Below are 20201 nucleotides of genomic sequence, written 5' to 3'. Positions count from 1 at the left end.
AGGCAATTTACAACACGGACGTTGTAAATTGACATAACTCGTTTCTGCTTGAAATCGCCGGCATCCGTGCCGGATCGCACATACAATGCGAAATGTTGAGCAATACTCACAAACCGCGTCGGGGTTGTTGATTTTGCGGGGATTAAAACGGTCGGAGTGATTGTCCTATTTTGCCTTTGTTATCATATTAAACCTGTGCGGAAACTTCCGTTTCGGAACAGGTTACCTTGAAATGCGATGTTCTAAATCGTGCTATTTGTACGATTTAGAACTCGTCGACCTATTCGAAAACGCAGTTATCGAATAGGTCTATTGCATTCAACGATAAAAAATTCTATAATCATCTTTATGTCCGAGAGTGTTGACTGGGAAGATAAGAAGTATCAAGAGGTTTTCGATGATGAGACGCGGCTCCTTGTCAGACGGAGAGCTGCCGATGAGAGCTGCACCATCGATGATATACAAGGTATTCTTGATTCGTTATACGTTTTGGATGGTAACAACGCCGAGGGGCGGAGTTCCGTACAGCAAATCGTACTTTCCGCAACTATTGCCGCTTATGAAGCCTTTATTCATCAATGGCGAAAAGAATTCACTATTTAATACCATAAAAAGAGGACTCCTTTTATGACTGTAACTCTAAAAAAAATATATATTTGTGTAGCGGGGTTGTTCCTGCTCGTGAGCGGTTGCTCCATTAAACGTATGGCATTTAACGGTATTGCAAATACGCTTGCCCCTTTCCCTGCGCCGAAAACTGAGGCTTCTGATGGGATTGATGCGGCGGCTGCGCTTACCGGCGAAGATGATGTAAAACTGGTTTCGGAGGTTTTTCCGACAGTATTAAAAACGTATGAAATATTGCACCTCAGTAATCCCAAACACCGCGGTTTAGCTGTTATGTCCGGTTCTCTCTATATTATGTATGCAAACGCTTTCGTCCAAACGCCCGCCGACTATATCCCTGAAACGCAGTTTCAAAAAAAGAATCTTGAATATTTGCGGGCAAAAAAATTTTATCTCCGCGGGGCAGATTATGTGATGCAATCACTTGATGGCGCTTATAAGGGGTTTGCCGAAGCAATGGCTCATTATATGGAAGATACAGGCGCCGCTTTTCTTGCCCGCTGTAGGGTCGCCGATGTTGAATCACTGTATTGGGCAGGCTGTGGTATCCTCGGGGCGTTTTCGCTTGATCCAATGGATACTGATGCACTTGCTGCAGTGCCGGGCGCTGTAGCAATGCTTGAGCGGGCGGTAGAACTTTATCCTACATTTAACGATGGCGCTATTTGGGAAACGCTTGCGGCCTTTTATGCTGCGGCTCCTGACTCCTTGGGCGGCGGGGCGGACAAGGCGGAAGACGCATATCGGAAAGCGCTTGAGCTGAGCGGCGGGCAGCGACCGTCGGTGTATGTCCTCTATGCACAGTCTTTTTGCGTTCCGGCGCAAGACAGCGTTGGATTCGACGAAGCGTTACGTAAAGCATTGGAAATTGATGCGACAACCCAGCCGAACAATAAACTCACCATTACTATCAGCCAAGAAAAAGCTCGTTGGCTGCAAAAGATGAAAGGTGATTATTTCCTAGGCGATTAGTTTATCATCCTATCGGTTATATAAGGAGAAAATACTGTGAGAAAATTTTTGACACTATTTGTTACCCTATTTATTATCTCAACGGCTCTTGTCGGCGCTGAAGAAATCGTATTAAAGATTGCAACCGTTGCTCCGTCTCGTTCCCCGTGGGATATTGAGCTTAAAAAAGTTGCCGAGGAATGGAATCGCATTACCGATGGGCAGGTAACGGTAAAAATCTATAATATGACCACTCTTGGCGGAGAAAAAGCGGGTATTCAAAAACTCAAAGCTGCGCGTCCGGGACAGCAGGCGCCGTTAGATGGAGCAATATTTACGATGATCGGTTTACATGAATTGGTACCCGATGCTTACATCTATACGCTCGCATTGCCTTTTTTGCTTCAAAATCAGCAAGAACTCGACAAAGCGCTCAGCGTATACGGTAATAAAATCGAATCAAGAATTAATGCAGCCGGTTATGAGTTAATTGCATGGTCAAATGTCGGATGGCTCTCTTTTTATACGAAAGAACCTTACAAAACACTCGGAGAATTAAAGAAAATAAAATTAGCGGTTGCAGGCTTGGATAGCCCTATTTTAAGCGATAGTTTTAAACTGAGCGGTTTTAATGTGACTGATGTTCCTGCTCAAAAATTCTCTCAATTGCTGAAAAGTAAGAACGGCATCAGCGGCTTTTTTGCCGTACATCTTTTGACCTATGCAGCAGGATATTACAAGGATATTAGTTATGCGCTTGATACAAAACTGTGCCCCATTATGGCCGGTTTCGTTATTTCAAAAGCTTCATGGGAAAAAATTCCTAAAAAGTACCATGCCGCTATGAAAGAAGCAATGGAAAAAGCCCGCCAGCGCAGGGATTCCGCATTATAAATAAAAACACATGAAATCTATGTTCTAAACCATAGAAAAGTCTTTACACTTGAAGGTATGAAGCCTTTTTTACGATTAAAAACTTGGTTTTTTGTTACGTATAGCAGTGGTTTCACTGAATTTTATCTACAAAAGCTTATAATGCGGAATCCCTGCCCGCCAGCGTCTTAATAATGCGCTTGATGATTCGGATGCTGACTGCGTACATAAAATGGAAGCAGCTGGTGTTACGATGATTCGTCTTTCTAAAGAAGAGCTTAAAAAATGGGAAGAAGAGTTTAGTATGAATATTAGCGATATCCATCGGGCTTTTCCGAATGCATTTGATATGAATATGTATCAAAATATTCAAAAACTCGTCGCTCCAATGCGTAAATAACCGTACGATAACGATATGAGAAAGACTGTCAACGTATTTGTACTTTTTTTGGTCGGTATATTGGTTATACTGCCGATGGTGTTTTTTTTCATCAGTGACATCGGCGGTGTTCCGGTACTGGACGGAGAGCGGCTGATTATTCATGTTGTTTTTATTTTTGCGTGTTTTGCAGGAATGATAACCAGCGCAGATCACAAACAGTTGAATATCGAGGTTTTTAACCTTAAATTATCCGCTGGGCTGAAAACCGTCGTCAGTCAAATCAATAACGGTATAACGACAGCCGTTCTTACAGCAATTTTTTTTGCTTGTTTTCCGAATATCTTAGTGGTAATAGATCCTTCGGATCTTTTATGGGGAGTGCCGGTACGGTTTATCTTTGGCGCGCTGCCGTTGATGTTTTTTGCCCAGCTCTTTTTATGTTTTAAAAAGCGCGGTTCGCTTGTGTCCTCTTTGGTAGGACTTGCCGGCGGTTTATTTATCAGCTGCGGTTCGATTGCTGTTATCCTCTATACGCTTTTAGAGAAGGATATCCCGTTTTTTACAACTTATGCCTCATTTTGGCAGTCTTTGAGCGCTCCGTTACTGTTGCCGCTCATTCTGGTACTTATTGCTGCGGCACTTTTCGGATTACCGCTTTTTATCGTATTGCTCGGAATTACGTATACGGCATTCAGTCAAGGGGGCGGATATGTCGATGTGATCCCGCTGGAAATGTATCATATTTTAACGGATACAAGCATCGCGGCAATTCCGCTCTTTACCATTGCAGGCTGTTTGCTCGCGGAAGGAAGCGCCGGTAAGCGGTTAATGGAACTTGTCCGCAACAGTGTCGGTTGGATTAGAGGCGGAGTAGTTATTGCCTCCGTACTTGTGCTTACTTTTTTTACAACTTTTACCGGTGCGTCGGGTGTAACTATTTTAGCGCTCGGTCCGCTTATCAGTGTTATTTTAACCGGAAACGGCTATTCGAAAGATGACTCCGAATCGCTTATTACCGCTTCCGGATCGCTTGGTATCCTTTTCCCGCCCAGTATGGCAATTATCATCTTCGGCGTAACCAATATTATGACCATTGATATCTTCGACGTATTTAAAGGAGCAATCTTTCCGGGGCTCTTGCTTACGCTGTCGATGATTGTCATCGGTGTAATACGGGATCGTTCAAAAGCGCGGATACCGTTTTCATGGGCTATATTGAAAAGAGCCTTCTGCGGCAGTTTTTTTGAGCTGTTGTTGCCGATTTTTATTATCGTCCTCTATTTTTCAGGGCTTTTCTCACTCCTTCAAACCGCTGCTTTCACCGTGCTTTATACTTGCGTATTGGAAGTTATGATCCGCCGCGATTTTTCATGGAAAACGGCTGCTGCTTTTATATTGAAAAGTATTCCTGTTGCGGGCGGAGTTCTCATTATCATCGGTGCGGCGAAGGGATTGGCCTATTATTTAATTGATGCAAACATACCGGCAATTCTAACTGATATTGTGCAGACGTATATACACTCAAAGTACATATTTTTGCTGCTGTTAAATGTACTACTGATTTTTGTCGGCTGTATTATGGATTTATACTCTGCCATTTTGGTGGTGTCGCCACTTATTATGCCGATTGCCGAATCCTTTGGTATTCATCCCATACATACCAGCGTTATTTTCCTTATGAATCTCGCGCTCGGCTTTCTAACACCTCCGATTGGAATGGACTTGTTTATTGCAAGTTATACATTCAATAAACCGGTTATCAAGATAGTAAAGAATATTCTCCCCTTTCTTGGCATTCAAAGTATTATTTTGTTGCTGGTTACCTATATTCCGTGGTTAACTACCGCTTTGCTTCGGTAGGAGAAGATGCTGGTTTGAAATTACGCTGGGGATGGCGAAAGAGTAATCGACTTTTGAGACATCCCCTTCTGCTTTGCAGCAGGATTTTGCCGTGCGGCTCCGCGTGGGCGGCGTTTTGGGGCTTCTTTTGCCTTAGTGGTGCCGGTAAGACGTATATCCAAACCGCCTTTTCTGAGGCAGTATTTTACTGCATATTCAAGTTCTGTCCGTTGCGGGTTCATCGGTAGTACAAAATGTCGGCAATCGGCATATACCGCTTTATAAACAGCTCGCGGTTCTCCTTCCCAGTTGGTGATCAGCTGTAAAAAATCACGGATGAGGTATACCAACGCCTGTCCTTGCCGTTGAATCTTGTGTTCGGCAATTAATCCGTCAAGCTCTTTCATACTTGCAAAATAGTGTTCGGAAAAATGAGGTGAATCCTCGATAAACGAAAATGCCGAAGGTTGTAAATAGAGAAAGAGCTGGTAATGCAGCAGCATTGTAAAAATTTCTGCCGCATGACCACTCATCAGGATTTTGCATATCTCCTCGGTTAAACGGGATGGTGACGTATATTCAATGAGCGGTGCATCGCGATGAATGCGGTAGCGGAGCAGCAGCGGGATTTCAGCGCCGGTGATGGTCGCGTATTTGACAGCGCGGATCATTCGCACCGGATCTTCTGCAAAAATGTGTGAAAGATTGATAATCGGGTGTAATCGCTTTTTGCGGATATCCTCTACGCCGCCGACATAATCGACAATAATGTTTTTTATCGGATCATAGTAGAGCGCATTTAAAGTGAAGTCGCGGCGCCGTACATCTTCGTCGATAGTACCGAAAGTGTTGCCGACGGAACCTTCCTCCAACGAACGAAAAGTAGAGACCTCATATATTTTAGAACCGTAAAAAACATGCACCAAGCGGAATCGTTTTCCGATGAGCCGAGAATTTTTAAAAATCTTACGGATACGGGCTGGTTTCGCCGATGTCGCAATATCGAAGTCTTTCGGTGTTTTTCCGATCAGCAAATCCCGGACAGCGCCGCCGACAATGTAAGCCTCATAACCTGCATTTTGCAGCCCACTGATGATGCGGATAGCCTCGCTATCCACCTTACGGGGATCGATGGAGTGTTCCGTTGCCGTATATATAAGCGCTTTTGATAGCTTTTTATCTGTACTATTTCGAGTATATCTTACTAACATTACAACGGAATATTGTGCCGTGAATTTTCAATTCTGTCAATCTGATATTGATAGGTTGTCAGGGTAAACGCGTCAGGCCGTTTTTTTAATAACCCCGCAGCCCCAATGATCCTGCGCTTTTTATCTACTCTGCCTGATGCGTTTACCCGCCCACTCAAAAAAATATTTATATATTGGTGATTTCAGAGATAATATGCTATTATGAAGTATCGATGTGGAGACTTATGGAAACACTTGTCAAAACTCTTGAACAGACAATTCCGCCTCACGATATGCAGCTCGGCGCTGTGTATGATGCCGCCGCGCATAGCTGCCGTTTTTCTTTATGGGCGCCGACTTCCCGTGATGTGTCGGTAAACCTCTATCAAAACGCCGGTGATTTAACGCCTACTTTTACGGTTCCGCTTCGGTATGACGATGCAACCGGTCTGTGGTGCGGCATCTTTGCGGAGCGGGATCCGGAACTGTTCTTTTACGATTATACGCTGACAAACGAAACGGGAACGCATACTGTGCTGGATCCGTACAGCCTCTCGATGGCGGCTTGTACCGGTAGCGGTGGTATCGGACGGGGCGCTATTATCAACCTGCAAAAAGAAACGCTCAAACCGGAGCGGGAATATCCGTATATCACCTTGCAAAAACGGGAGGATGCGATTATTTACGAAGTGTCCGTCCGCGATTTTACCGCAAGTCCCGACTCCGGTGTTAAAAATATCCCCGGCACGTATAAAGCCTTTATCGAAAAAATCCCCTACTTACGCGAACTGGGCATTACGCATATTCAGCTGATGCCGGTACTGAACTTTTACTACACGAACGAGACATATCAGCAGTATGAAGATGCCGGTACCGTGCATAACAACAACTACAACTGGGGCTACGATCCGCACAACTATTTTACGCCCGAAGGCTGGTATGCAAGCGAGCCTGAAAATCCCGAAAGCCGCGTACGCGAATTGCGGGAGCTGATTAATGAGTGCCATCGGGCAGGGCTCGGTGTAGTGCTCGACGTGGTGTATAATCATGTTGTACGCACCGATCTTTTCGACGCGATTGTTCCGGGCTATTACTTTCGGACAAATCCCGACGGCAGCTATACCAACGGCTCGTGTTGCGGGAACGATATTGCCTCGGAGCGGCCGATGGCACGAAAGCTCATCGTTGATTCGGCTGTACACTGGGTGAAAAACTATAAGGTTGACGGCTTTCGGTTTGATCTGATGGGATTACTCGATACCGAGACGGTGCTGGCGGCGTACAACCGCTGCAGCGAACTTAATCCGTCGGTACTGTTCATCGGGGAAGGCTGGAAGCTGTATAACGGAACCGAAGGTACCGTCGGTATGGATCAGCGGTACATGACCCAAACCGACAGCGTTGCCGTCTTTAACGACGAATTTCGCGATTTGGTAAAAGCAGGCGGTATGAATGAAGAGGACAAGGGCTTTTTAACCGGCGGCAACGTCGATCTTAGACAGCTCTTTTGCAACTGTATCGGTTTACCTCAGTGCAATTACACCGCCGACAGCCCGGGTGATAACGTGCAGTACCTTGTTTGCCACGACGGGCTGACGCTGCACGACTGCATTGCCCATAATGCAGGGCTTGATGAAAGCATTCCTGCACAACGGCAGGAGCTGATTGCCCGTATCAAACTCGGCAACGCGCTGGCGCTTACCTGTCAAGGGATCGCATTCTTACACGCCGGACAGGAACGGGGGCGTACCAAGCCGAATGTGCACGGAGCAGCGGAAGAATGTACCGGCGCTTTTGTGCGAAACAGCTATGATGCTTCGGACAGCGTTAACCGCATTGTGTGGACGCTCGATGAGGATTACGCCGAGCTGCTCGCATACACGCGCGGGCTTATCGCGTTGCGGAAACGGTTTGACGTGTTTAGAATAGGAAATGCCGGACGCATTGCACAAGCCGCCGCATTTTTGCCCGCAGAAGATGTAGCGGTTGCTGCATCGGGTGATTGCAGCGGTAACCGATGTGCCGTAAAGAGTGATGCCGGAGCATTGTCCGAAACGGAGAAACAGTGCGGGCAGGCATTCGGGTACACACTCGACTGGACGGACGGCACGTGGTTTTTGTTGTTTAATGCGGCGGGAACGGAACAACGCTTTGCACTCGTCGACACAGTAAAAAAAAACACCGTTTTTGTCGACGGAGCGGCGGCATCTCCGGACGGTATTACATGTCCGTCCGGTATACGATTTGAGCAAAACCGGATCATACTAGATCCGTACACTGCGGCTATTTTTCGCAGTGAATAGACCTGTTCGATAACTTCGTTGTCGAACAGGTCGGCGAGTTCTAAATTGTACAAATAGCAGGATTTAGAACATCGCATTTCAAGGTAACCTGTTCAGAAACGGAAGTTTCCGAATAGGTTTAGTAGATTTTTTTCATAACAGATTGGAGGTGTTATATGAAAAAAGCAATGATAGGGCTTTCGGCCTGTGTATCTTTGGTGCTTCTTCTTGCTCTTACGGGGTGCGGCGGAGGTTCCGAGAAGAAAGGTGATATGAAAGGCGAAACGGTTACCATCAAAATATGGGAATCCGAAGGCGCCGAAAAAGATTTTATGCTGTTCGCTGCGGAAGAATACAAAAAAACGCATCCGAACGTATCCTTTGTGTATGAACCGGTTCAGTCGACCGATGCGCGTACAAAGATTGAAATGGACGGCCCTGCAGGTGTCGGTGCGGATATCTTTGTTGCACCGCACGACCACATCGGCGCCCTTGTCGCAGGCGGTCATATTCTCCCCTTTGACGATGCGTCTGTTCTCGATAACTTTATCCCCGCTGCATTGACATCCGCCGCGTATGAGGGAAAAAACTACGGGTATCCGCTTGCAATCGAAACCTACGCATTGTTCTATAATAAAGACTTGTTGCCGGAAGCTCCCAAAACATGGGAAGAGATGGAATCGTTTGCAAAGACGTGGAACGATAAAGCTCAAAATAAATATGCATTGGTCTGGGGTGTCGGAAATGCATACTTTAACTACATCTTTATGAGCGGCTTCGGTGCACCGCTTTTTGGCCCGAACGGCGATGATCCCAAGCAGCACAACATCAATAGCCCCAATGCTATTACCGGCTTAACCTATTTCCAGAGCCTGCGTAAGAAGATGCTCGATGTTCCATCAGGTGACATTACCGACGATTTCTGCAATTCCTCGTTTGCGGAAGGTAAAGCCGCGATGATTATTACCGGTCCGTGGAAGATCTCCGATTTTTCAAAAACAGGCCTTAACTACGGTATTGCACCCATTCCGGTATTTCCCGGTATGACCAATCCTCCGGCATCGTTCTCCGGTCTTCGCATGGCCTTTGTCAGCGCTTACAGTGATCATCCGGCGGAAGCGCAAGACTTTGCAAAATTCCTTACTTCAAAGCCGATATTGGAAAAACGGTACGAAATGACCAAACAAATTCCGCCCCGCTCCGATATCACCATCACCGATCCGTTAAGTCAAGGTATTTTAGCACAGGCGCAATACGCAACACCGATGCCCACCATTCCCGAAATGGGCAAATACTGGTCTGCAATGAATGCAACTTTTGCGAATATCTGGGACGGCGGCAATGTTACGGAAAAACTGAATGCTGCTGCGGCTACAATGGAGTCGATACAATAGGGTATTTCTAAAAACTCACGTTTTTAGAGGTTCCCAAACGGTATCTTTTAAAACCCGATTCACAGTCTGTAAAACGGATTGCGAATCGGGTTTTTGACAGTTCCCTTAGCTATAGGTGCTTGGTATGCAGTTTTCGGCAATAGAACATCGCAGTACGGATAATTTTTGTTATCCGCTCAATGAAAATGAACTTATGATCAGCCTTAAAACCGGCAGCGACATACGGCGTGTATTTATTGTATACGGAGATCCGTTCGACGGTTCGGTAACACCGGGCGGATGGGCATGGGAAGGCAAACGGCAGGAAATCACCCGCAAAAAAGATCTTCCCTACCATACATGGTGGCAGGTAACGGTTACGTCGCCTTATGGACGGTGTAAATACTGCTTTGAACTGCACGGTCAAGATGAAGGCGATGTCCGCTACTGTCTGGAAAACGGGTTTTACACGGCGGATGAGCTTGTTACGCTGCGCCGGATAACCGGTAATTTTCCCGGTTTTGAGTTTCCGTGGCTGGACGGCGCTGAATGCGTCCGCGTACCGGATTGGGTACCCCGCACAGTGTGGTATCAAATTTTTCCCGATCGGTTTTGCAGGGATACCGCCTCGCAGAAACCGAATGCTCTGCCGTGGCCTGCTGCCGAGGATGCTGTTACCAACAATGAACACTATGGCGGTACGCTTCGGGGTATTACCGAAAAGCTCGGCTATCTTGCCGATTTGAACATTACCGGCTTATATCTTAATCCGGTTAATGCTTCGCCGAGTGTGCATAAGTATGATACATCCGATTATCTGAATATCGATCCTGCATTCGGTACTGCGGAAGACTTATGCATGTTGGTAAAGGAAGCCCATGCACGCGGTATAAAAGTGATGCTGGATGGCGTCTTTAACCACTGCGGCTGGGACTTTGCACTGTGGCAGGATGTCGTTCGCAATGGAAAAGCCTCGCCGTATTTCGATTGGTTTATCGTACAAGAATGGCCGTTTGAAACCGTTGCAGAACCGGAATGTGAAGCCGCCGCGAGCCGAAGCCGACCGTCCGGTACAAACGGAAAGAGCGGGCGGTACAGTACGTTTGCGTATGTCGATACGATGCCGAAGCTGAATACCAATAATCCTGCCGTCGTCGATTACCTACTGAACGTATGCGAAACATGGGTGCGCAGTTATGATATTGATGGGCTCCGGCTCGATGTTGCGAATGAGCTTTCGCACACATTTTGCAGGCAGCTTTATCGGCGGATGCGCAGTCTTAAAAAAGACTTTTACCTGCTTGGAGAAATATGGCGCAGTGCCTTGCCGTGGCTGCGCGGCGGTGAGTTGGATTCGGTAATGAATTATCCGCTCGCGCTGTGCTTCTGGAAATTCTTTTACGATAAAACGCTGCCCGCCCTGACTTTGGAGCAGGACATAAACGCTGTTTTTACGGCCTATCCCGAACCTGTTACCGTAGGCCTGTTTAATCTGCTGGACTCCCATGATACGCCGCGCCTTTTTACCCGCAACGGCGGTGATGTGTCCGCCGTATGGCAGCAATACGCCCTGCTGTTGAGCCTGCCCGGTTCGCCGTGTATCTATTACGGCAGCGAGGTTTTGCTTGCAGGCGGAAATGATCCCGATTGCCGCCGCTGTATGCCGTGGCAGGCTATCGAAGTAGGTGAATACGCCGAACCGGTGAGCATGATGCGGCAGTTGATTGCTTTGCGCCATACGCATCCGGCAATGACCGCTTCCGGTTACTCATATCTGCATGACGTGCCGCTTACCGAAAGCGAATCGAATAGAATTATTCATTTGCAAAAGTATGCCGAAACGGTAGAACCTGCGGAAACTACGGAGACCGTTGAAAGCACGGGAGTTCCGATTACGCGGAGCATAGACCTCATTCTCAATTGCGGTACGGCTCCGGTATCAATCGCACAGATAATAGATGAAAAGGCACGGGTATACCTCTCCCTGCGCTGCAGGGATAAAACGGTACAGCCCGGCGGCTTTATCTTTTTTGAACATGGGTAATATATAAGGAGGAGTTTTAATGGCTACAACGACCTTACAAGGTGCCGCCGTTATCGACAAATCAATTATCAAAAAGACGTCAACCGCATCGACGTGCTTTATGGGGCTCGGTCAGATCCTCTATTTAAAGCAATATGTGCGCGGCGCCTTTTTCGCTTTGATGGAATTGGCGGTATTATTTTTGATCTTTTTTGATCAGACGGTTATGCAGTTCAATGGAAAAGGCCCCATCGTGCGGAGTCTGATCGGCCTTATCACGCTCGGAGAAGAAAAACCGAATGTCCCTATCAAGATGAAGGATCATTCCATCTTCATGATGATCGGCGGCCTTATCACCGTATTGCTGCTCGTCGTATTTATCGGCATATATGTTGCGAACGTGATCACTGCCAAAAAAACGGCGGCCTATATCGTGGAAAAGCAGCGTTATCCGTCCGCGGCGGAAGCCCGTAAGAAGTTTGTCGAATCGGCCTTTCCGTATCTCGGACTGAGCCCTGCGATCCTCTTGATCTTGTTTTTCACTGTTTTGCCGCTCATCTTTTCGGCGCTGGTTGCCTTTACGAATTATTCATCACCCAAGCACATTCCGCCGAACAACCTTGTCGATTGGGTCGGTTTTGAAAACTTTATCACGATGTTTAATTCAAAGATGGCAAACAGCTGGTTTTCCGCCTTCGGGCGCGTCGCTCTGTGGACGGTTATCTGGGCGTTCTTTGCAACCACAACCTGTTACTTTACCGGTATGATCTTCGCGGTTATCCTCGTCGACAAGCGCATCAAGCTGCCGAAATTCTTCCGAACCGTGTTTATCCTACCGTATGCCATTCCGGTTATGCTGAGCTTGTTCATTTGGGCGAACCTTTTAAACGGAACATTCGGCCCCATCAACCGCTCGCTGATGCAGTTCGGTCTTTTAAGTGAACCGATTAAGTGGCTTTCCGATCCGTTTATGGCAAAGATTACGATGCTGTTGGTCAATATTTGGATCGGCTTTCCGTATAGTATGATATTAATTACCAGCAATATGACGGCCATCCCTGCGGATATTTATGAGGCGGCAACCATCGACGGCGCGAATAAGATGCAGCAGTTCTTCCGCATCACACTCCCGCTGGTGCTGTTCCAAACGATGCCTATTCTCATTATGCAGTTTGCCGCCAATATCAACAACTTCGGCGCGGTATACTTCCTTACTGCCGGCGGTCCGAATCTTGACGACAGTATTCAGACAAAGGCAGGCGCAACCGACCTGTTGATTTCGTGGATTTATAAACTTACGTATGATACGCCGACTTTATACAACCTTGCCTCGGTACTTTCGATCCTTGTGTTTGTCGTGCTGGTACCGTTCGCAGTCTATAATTTTACGCATACCAAGGCGTTTAAAGAAGGAGAACTGTAATGAAAAAGCATTCTCTGAGTACCATACTGGTGCTGATTATCCTGTATACCGTCCTTATTTCGACGGTGCTCTTTGTCCTCTATCCCGTTGCCTTTACGGTCGGCGCAGCCTTTACCAAGACCAATTCGTTGGCGGCAACAAGCATTTCTCCTATTCCCAAGGAACCGTCGGTGTATCAGTTTAAACGGCTTTTAACACCCGCGGACAAAATCGTCGAAGGTACAACCGATGTGCGCGGCACCAACTACGTTAAATGGTACGGCAATACCCTCAAAATTGCGGTGTTCAATGTTCTTTTGACCTTGGCTGTCTGCGTAACCGCCGCCTATATCTTTTCCCGTTTTAGGTTCCCGCTGCGGAAGCCGCTGCTCGCTTCTATGATTGTGCTGCAGATGTTCCCAAGCTTTATCGGAATGGTTGCAACGTATGTGCTATTATGGAAGATAAACGGCTTAAATACCCATTGGGGACTCCTTTTGGTATATGCGGCGGGCAGTGTGCCTTTTAACGTATGGCTGATGAAAGGCTATTTTGATACGGTGCCGAAAAGCGTTGAAGAAGCCGCCCATGTCGACGGCGCCGGTTCATTTACCACATACGTGAAAATCGTACTGCCGATGGTAAAGCCGATGATTATGTTCCTTGCGCTTACCAGCTTTACTGCGCCGTGGATGGACTTTATCTTCCCGCGCCTTATTTTGCGCAGCGACGATAAAAAGACCTTGGCGCTCGGCCTTTTCGAGCTGATTAACGGCCGCGCAAACGATAACTTTACGATGTTTGCCGCCGGAGCGCTGCTCGTTGCGGTACCGTTTACGCTGCTGTTTATGGCAGGGCAGAAATTCCTGCTCAAGTCCCTTGCTGCCGGAGCGGTAAAAGAGTAGAAAAGGGCAGGGCAAAGAATTGGCAATGGGTAATTGGTGATGCGTAATTATATTTCCAATTACCCATTACCCAGTTTAAAACCAAGTAGGGGATATCCGGGGCGCTACTTGTAGAGAGGCGCTAGATAGTCTTTGACGCGGAATAACGCATACAGCGGAAGGCTCCACACACAGGTAGAGCCAATCACATTACTACCCACATTTTTAAGAGACGCTTTAATCGCTGTCTTAGGTTCATAGCGGGAACAAAATAGCTGGAGGCTTTTTGCTTTCGTATTATCCGCAGACTTTACTTCAATAGGGACGACGGCGCCTGCATAATCGGTTAAGAAATCAAGTTCCGCATCAGCCTTTGTCCGCCAAAAATAACTTTCTATGCCTAGACACTTTAGCTGAGTGAGGCAGTAGTTTTCGGTCAGTGCACCTTTGAAATGTATATAAGCGGAATCTCCTTCAAGAATGGTTTTAAAATGGATGTTCGATTTTTTACGGAGTAATCCGACATCGGCCATATATACCTTAAAATAGGTGTTATCCGCCATTCCCGATAAGGGGAGTTCCGGCGTTGGCACCATAGTCAGTTTATAGGCAATGCCTGCGTTTACCAACCACTCAAGCGTATCTTCAAGGTCTTTTGAGCGCGCGCTTTTTTTTACGCGGGAAAAAATAAACTTGTTGTTATCCCGCGCTATTTGCGAAGGAATTGCCTCCCAAATAAGCCGTATTTTTGTTGCCGTTTCTGCGGTCGTATGCTTGCCGAAATCTTCCGCATAGCCTTTTAAAATTTGTTCTTGTATTTCTTCTACTTGACGGTAATCATGCGTGTCAATCCACGTTTGTACGGCTTCCGGCATTCCGCCGACGATGTAGTAATTCTTCAGATATTTTTCCATCGGAACCGTATAAAGTGCAGGCAGCTCACGGTCAAGCTCATATTTTCCGATACCGTCTATATATTTCGACCCGCCGTCTGCAATGACAAATTCTTCAAAACTCATCGGATACATTTCAAGCCGGTCGACCTTACCTACCGGAAACGATATCCCTTCTTTACGCAGCGCGACCCCCAGCAGCGAACCTGCTGCAATAATGTGCAACTCCGGCTTTTCCTCGTAAAAGTATTTAAGCGTCTGTATTGCCCGCGGACAATCTTGAATCTCATCAAAGATGATCAGTGTTTTTTCAGGGAGAATTTTATGTCCGTACACGGCAGTTTCAAGTTCATCGATGATTCTTTCAACATTAAAATCGAAATCAAAGATCGACTGCAGCCCCAAATTTCCATCAAAATTAAAGTATGCTGTTTCTTCAAATGTTCTTTTGCCGAATTCACGGATAAGATACGTTTTACCGCATTGCCGGACACCGGTCATCAGCAGGGGTTTACGGTTCTTCTTATTTTTCCAGTTGATTAGTTGATGTAATATCGTACGTTCCATAAATACAGCGCCTCTCAGTCAAAGATAGCGTTTTTCGACCGAATATTCAATAAGTTACTGCGTTTTTCGACCGAATAAATGTATTTTTATTGCATTATTAAACCGAATAAGAGCGATATATACGAAGACGTTGCAGATGGTCTAGATTCATAATTCATAATTACCCATTATTTTTTCCCTTGCATTATCTCATTTTTAGCCCTATAATCATAACCATGCCGAGCCGACATACCGCATATCCGCAGTCAAAACCGCCTCCCATAAGCCTTTTGCAAATATGCAGCATATCTGCGTTGTCGCTTCACAAAAAACAGTCCTCGACGTACAACAAGTACGCCTGCGGGTGTTTTTTGTACGCTCCTAGCATCTATACCGCCTATTTGCAAAAGGGGCAAAAGGGGCTTGACAGACCTGTGATTTCCGGCAAAATTTCACAGCTCACAGCTCACAGCTCACAGCTCACAGCTCACAGCTCACAGCTCACAGCTCACAGCGTGAACTTTATTTAGATAACTTTTTATCCACTTTTTATAGACACTACTATCTTTTCTCACTTTACACGCAAAAACAAACTGCAAAGTACGTTATCTATTCCAAAGATTCCGCAATACATCTTGTCCCCACTCAATTATTAATTATGAATTATGAATTCATAATTAGTTATAAATTCCACTCCGCCTTGTACTGCAATTCACGGCAGGCGGTTTGGTTCGATACCGGATGAAATCAATTCAGAATTATGAATGCATAATTCTGATTTTCTTTCTTCCTAATTATGAATTTTAGAAACTTACAGGAGAAACGTATGAAAACCATACATAAAAAGAATACTACATTTTTGAATTTGGCAGCGGCAGCGCTGCTGGTTGCTGCTTTGGTACTGGGCTGTAAGCCGAATGTAAGCAACGGAGGCGAAGTACAGCCGGAAAAGTTTACTGTAACATTTAACGTAAACGACGGAAACGGGGAGCTTACGGCAATCGTAGACGGAAAAACTATTACCTCACCTGCACAAGTTGAAAAGGGGAAAAACGTAGCCTTTACGGCCACACCTAATAAAAAGTATGCAGTAGACAAGTGGTCCATAACTCCATCAAATGCGCTTATCGAAAACGGCAAGGCGGAGGATACAACCGCAAAGGTGAAGGTTACAGCAAACACAACGGTCAATGTAACGTTTAAGAGTACAGCAGTACAGCCGCCGACACCGCCGGTTACAGACGGCTGCACGGTAACGATGAGTGCAGGTGCAAACGGCTCTATAACGGCAAGTCCCGTTATTCCTGCCGGAGGCAAGGTAGCAAAAGACGCCGAAATTACCTTTACCGCGACTGCAAATCCCGGATATCGAGTTGATACATGGGTAATTACCGGCGGTGCAATACAGGCCGGCGGACAGCAGGGAGATACAACCGCAAAGGTGAAGATTACCGAAAACACAACGGTCAATGTAACGTTTAAGAGTATAGCAGTACAGCCGCCGACACCGCCGGTTACAGACAGCTGCACGGTAACGATGAGTGCAGGTGCAAACGGCTCTATAACGGCAAGTCCCATTATTCCTGCCGGAGGCAAGGTAGCAAAAGACACCGAAATTACCTTTACCGCGACTGCAAATCCCGGATATCGAGTTGATACATGGACAATTACCGGCGGTACAATACAGGCCGGCGGACAGCAGGGAAATACAACCGCAAAGGTAAAGGTTACAGCAAACACAACGGTCAATGTAATGTTTAAAGCGATAAAATACCCTGTAGCCATGACGCACGGAGAAGACGGGGATATCACTGCGGATATGTCAATTCCTGCCGAAGGGATTGATTACGGCACCGAAATTACCTTTACCGCGACTGCAAACACCGGATATCGAGTTGATACATGGACAATTACCGGCGGTACAATACAGGCCGGCGGACAGCAGGGAAATACAACCGCAAAGGTAAAGGTTACAGCAAACACAACGGTCAATGTAACATTTAAGGCGATAAAATACCCTGTAGCCATGACGCACGGAGAAGACGGGGATATCACTGCGGATATGTCAATTCCTGCCGAAGGGATTGATTACGGCACCGAAATTACCTTTACCGCGACTGCAAATCCCGGATATCGAGTTGATACGTGGACGGTAACCCCGGCAGAGGCGCTTATCGCAGACGGACAGCAGGGAGATGCAACCGCAAAGGTAAAGATTACAGCAAACACAACGGTCAATGTAACATTTAAGGCGATAAAATACCCTGTAACTATGACGCACGGAGAACACGGGGATATCACTGCGGATATGTCAATTCCTGCCGAAGGGATTGATTACGGCACCGAAATTACCTTTACCGCGACTGCAAACACCGATATCGAGTTGATACGTGGACGGTAACCCCGGCAGAGGCGCTTATCGCAGACGGACAGCAGGGGAATACAACCGCAAAGGTAAAGGTTACAGCAAACACAACAGTAAACGTAACGTTTAAGCCTATAGTATATACGAAAGTCGCATACGCTGACTTGAACGCTTATCTTGCCGCACAGCCTGAAACCAACGGCATCTATTACATCGAGGTAACCGGTCTTACGGCGCCAGACGTAAAAGGAAACTCCATTGGTAATAGTGCAAGCCCGCTCGGGCAAATACTGAACAGCAACAGACAGAAAAAGGTAGCGCTCAAATTCGGCACAATGCCATACGTTACGGATATGACTAACTGCTTTAGCGGTTGTACAAGTCTTGTTCAAGTATCGTACATCCCTAATAGTGTTACGGATATGTGGAAATGCTTTAAAGGCTGTACAAAGCTTGAGCAAGTACCGAACATCCCTAATAGTGTTACGAATATGCGCTGGTGCTTTAAAGGCTGTACAAGCCTGACGTCCGTACCGAACATCCCTGATAGTGTTACGGATATGACCAGCTGCTTTAACGGCTGCAAAAGCCTGACGTCCGTTACGCTCAAATGCGGGTACCTCGATGGTAAATTTAATTATGCGTTTTACGGCTGCAGCCGCTTAAGCACAGGCAGTATTAAAGTTCCGGCGGATTCGTTGGATGACTATAAAGATAATGCAGACAAGATGGGCGCAAAGGCGAAATGGTTTGCAAAGGATGAATAATCCGCTGCATATATAACTAAAAACATCGCAGGGGAACCGTAATAAATAGGGATACGCGGTTGCCCTGCGATCGTCTATAACCGTAGCAACGGTACTGCTAACGTTCCGTTGTAAGCAAGAACAATATTAAAGAGGTATTTTTATGAGTAACGAAATGATTTGTTTGGAAGAGGAAGCAAATGTTGCAGTAAAGCATGTGTTCCGCGCAGAGCTTTTAAATGCAATCGCAAAGAACGACAAAGGGGCGTTTAAGAAGTGCGTAGAACAGATTGGAAAAGATTGGCACGTCAGCCGCACCGTCGAAACGGAGGAGAAAGAGGAGTTTCGTGAAGATCTTTGGAAAAACAAAGAGGCAATACTGTCAAATAAATATGAATGGAATAAGTCTCAGTATAGCGCTTATAGTTACGAAAGCAAAATTTGCTTTTTACTCAATCCTGTGTACTATAAACTGATTTATGACGGACTGAATAAAGCGGCGCTGACCGAATTTTACAAATCAATAAAGGACACACGAAAAGTGGATAAAGAAACGTGGCAAGAAACGGTAGAGCATTACTATAGCACATTATCGTTTTCCCCCAAAGATGAAACGGACATAGACGGTATCTTCAGAGAAGATTTTAAGCTGTGGGCAAAAGATACCGTAAAGACATGGATTGTCAAAGAAAACGGACATATCACGTATAAAAGAGGCCTTACACCTGAAAGCGCGCAAGAACTATCGGTGTAAAACAATTACCTGCTGCGTTTCCTGCGATTATCCTGATTGCACCTAGCCAAAAGATATTTTTTGTGATAAATTGCTGCAACTATGGGGGAACCAATGAGCGAAAAGTATGATTTGATAATCGTTGGCGGCGGTCCTGCAGGGATGGCAGCCGGAATTTATGCTGCGCGTTCAAAATTAAAGACCGTTGTTTTGGAACAAAAACGGAATACGGGCGGTCAGTGTTATATTACCGAAGAAATTGAAAACTATCCCGGCTTTCCCGAGGCAACCGGTCCGTCTCTCAGTGAGGCTTTCCATAAGCATGCCGAGAAGTTCGGTGTCGTATTTGTAAATACGGGTGCTGAAAAGCTTGAAAAGAGCAATGACTCTCTCCATTATATCGTGCATGGAACCAACGGTACCGACTATGAAGGGCTTGCCGTTTTGATTGCAACGGGAGCGGGCGCTCGAACGCTCGGTTGTAAAGGTGAAAAAGAATTCAGCGGGAAAGGTGTTTCCTACTGCGCTACGTGCGACGGAGCTTTCTTTGAAGAATGCGAAATTGCCGTTGTCGGCGGCGGAGATGCGGCTGTTGAAGAGGCTATGTATCTGACAAAGTTTGCCGATAAGGTAACCATTATTCACCGCCGTGATGAGCTGCGGGCCGCTAAGTCTATTCAAGAAAAAGCTTTTGCGAATCCTAAGATGGCCTTTAAATGGAATGCCGTTGTGGATGAAGTATGCGGCGACGGACTTGTGTCTCACTTAAAACTTCGGGATACGAAAACCGGAGAGGTTTCCGATTTTACAACTGAGGGTTTGTTCGTGTTTATCGGGCATGATCCTCAAACTGAGTTGGTGAAAGATCTCGTAAAGCTTGATGAGGCGGGATATATTATTACAAACGGCCGAATGGAAACCAGTGTGCCGGGAATTTATGCCGCCGGCGATGTTATCCGAAAGGAATCCCGTCAAGTAGTTACTGCAGCGGCTGATGGAGCATTGGCAGGCATTTGGGCAGGTAACTACATCGACGATATAAAAGCGCGTCAGAAGCTTTCAAAATAATGCAAGCACCACCGCTTGTCAACG

At 46.4% G+C, this 20201-nt stretch carries 16 protein-coding genes; 14 read left to right on the top strand and 2 right to left on the bottom strand.

Annotation, left to right across the window (positions count from 1 at the left end; genetic code table 11):
* Positions 1–348 precede the first annotated feature (348 nt).
* From DWB79_RS10710 to DWB79_RS10690, 5 genes are all read left to right on the top strand, one after another.
* Positions 349–603, top strand: coding sequence for a hypothetical protein (locus DWB79_RS10710; protein WP_016524060.1), 255 nt, complete (start codon positions 349–351; stop codon positions 601–603).
* A 24-nt stretch (positions 604–627) separates the two neighbouring features.
* Positions 628–1599: a TRAP transporter TatT component family protein gene (locus DWB79_RS10705; RefSeq protein ID WP_016524059.1), complete on the top strand. Its 972-nt coding sequence runs from the start codon at positions 628–630 to the stop codon at positions 1597–1599.
* Positions 1600–1635: 36 nt separating this feature from the next.
* Positions 1636–2472 carry a TRAP transporter substrate-binding protein DctP gene (dctP, locus tag DWB79_RS10700; protein WP_016524058.1) on the top strand — a complete coding sequence of 279 codons (837 nt, stop codon included), beginning with the start codon at positions 1636–1638 and terminating at the stop codon, positions 2470–2472.
* 211 nt (positions 2473–2683) lie between these two features.
* Positions 2684–2851: a hypothetical protein gene (locus DWB79_RS10695; RefSeq protein ID WP_016524057.1), complete on the top strand. Its 168-nt coding sequence runs from the start codon at positions 2684–2686 to the stop codon at positions 2849–2851.
* Between the two features lie 15 nt (positions 2852–2866).
* The gene (locus DWB79_RS10690) at positions 2867–4693 is read left to right on the top strand and encodes a TRAP transporter large permease subunit (RefSeq protein ID WP_016524056.1); all 1827 of its coding nucleotides are present in this window, start codon (positions 2867–2869) and stop codon (positions 4691–4693) included.
* Between the two features lie 20 nt (positions 4694–4713).
* Here DWB79_RS10690 and pcnB read toward each other — a convergent pair whose 3' ends face one another.
* Entirely contained in the window at positions 4714–5883 is a 1170-nt protein-coding gene (pcnB, locus tag DWB79_RS10685) for a polynucleotide adenylyltransferase PcnB (protein WP_016524055.1), read from the bottom strand.
* A 224-nt stretch (positions 5884–6107) separates the two neighbouring features.
* Here pcnB and DWB79_RS10680 point away from each other — a divergent pair, with 224 nt between their 5' ends.
* From DWB79_RS10680 to DWB79_RS10660, 5 genes are all read left to right on the top strand, one after another.
* A complete protein-coding gene (locus DWB79_RS10680) occupies positions 6108–8165 on the top strand; it encodes an alpha-amylase family glycosyl hydrolase (protein ID WP_016524054.1) in 2058 nt (685 codons plus the stop codon).
* A gap of 155 nt (positions 8166–8320) precedes the next feature.
* Entirely contained in the window at positions 8321–9538 is a 1218-nt protein-coding gene (locus DWB79_RS10675; RefSeq protein WP_016524053.1) for a sugar ABC transporter substrate-binding protein, read from the top strand.
* A gap of 124 nt (positions 9539–9662) precedes the next feature.
* Entirely contained in the window at positions 9663–11561 is a 1899-nt protein-coding gene (locus tag DWB79_RS10670; protein WP_016524052.1) for a glycoside hydrolase family 13 protein, read from the top strand.
* A gap of 19 nt (positions 11562–11580) precedes the next feature.
* Complete coding sequence (locus tag DWB79_RS10665; protein WP_016524051.1) at positions 11581–12963, top strand: carbohydrate ABC transporter permease; 1383 nt, start codon at positions 11581–11583, stop codon at positions 12961–12963.
* Entirely contained in the window at positions 12963–13847 is an 885-nt protein-coding gene (locus tag DWB79_RS10660) for a sugar ABC transporter permease (protein WP_016524050.1), read from the top strand. Before DWB79_RS10665 ends, DWB79_RS10660 begins: the two co-directional genes overlap by 1 nt.
* A gap of 104 nt (positions 13848–13951) precedes the next feature.
* Here the strand turns inward: DWB79_RS10660 and DWB79_RS10655 are convergent, their stop codons facing one another.
* The gene (locus DWB79_RS10655) at positions 13952–15286 is read right to left on the bottom strand and encodes an ATP-binding protein (RefSeq protein WP_016524049.1); all 1335 of its coding nucleotides are present in this window, start codon (positions 15284–15286) and stop codon (positions 13952–13954) included.
* An 805-nt stretch (positions 15287–16091) separates the two neighbouring features.
* Between DWB79_RS10655 and DWB79_RS10650 the strand changes: the two genes are divergently transcribed.
* From DWB79_RS10650 to trxB, 4 genes are all read left to right on the top strand, one after another.
* Positions 16092–17666: an InlB B-repeat-containing protein gene (locus tag DWB79_RS10650; RefSeq protein WP_206181003.1), complete on the top strand. Its 1575-nt coding sequence runs from the start codon at positions 16092–16094 to the stop codon at positions 17664–17666.
* A gap of 128 nt (positions 17667–17794) precedes the next feature.
* Positions 17795–18397, top strand: a complete 603-nt coding sequence (locus DWB79_RS10645; RefSeq protein ID WP_051125826.1) for a leucine-rich repeat domain-containing protein — start codon at positions 17795–17797, stop codon at positions 18395–18397.
* A gap of 142 nt (positions 18398–18539) precedes the next feature.
* Complete coding sequence (locus DWB79_RS10640; RefSeq protein ID WP_016524046.1) at positions 18540–19130, top strand: hypothetical protein; 591 nt, start codon at positions 18540–18542, stop codon at positions 19128–19130.
* Between the two features lie 93 nt (positions 19131–19223).
* A complete protein-coding gene (gene trxB / locus DWB79_RS10635; RefSeq protein ID WP_016524045.1) occupies positions 19224–20177 on the top strand; it encodes a thioredoxin-disulfide reductase in 954 nt (317 codons plus the stop codon).
* The last annotated feature ends 24 nt before the right edge of the window (positions 20178–20201 follow it).

It is taken from the genome of Treponema medium, assembly GCF_017161265.1.
Taxonomy (GTDB): domain Bacteria; phylum Spirochaetota; class Spirochaetia; order Treponematales; family Treponemataceae; genus Treponema; species Treponema medium.
Note: the sequence above shows the minus strand (reverse complement) of the source record. Positions and strands in the feature narration are given on the sequence as shown.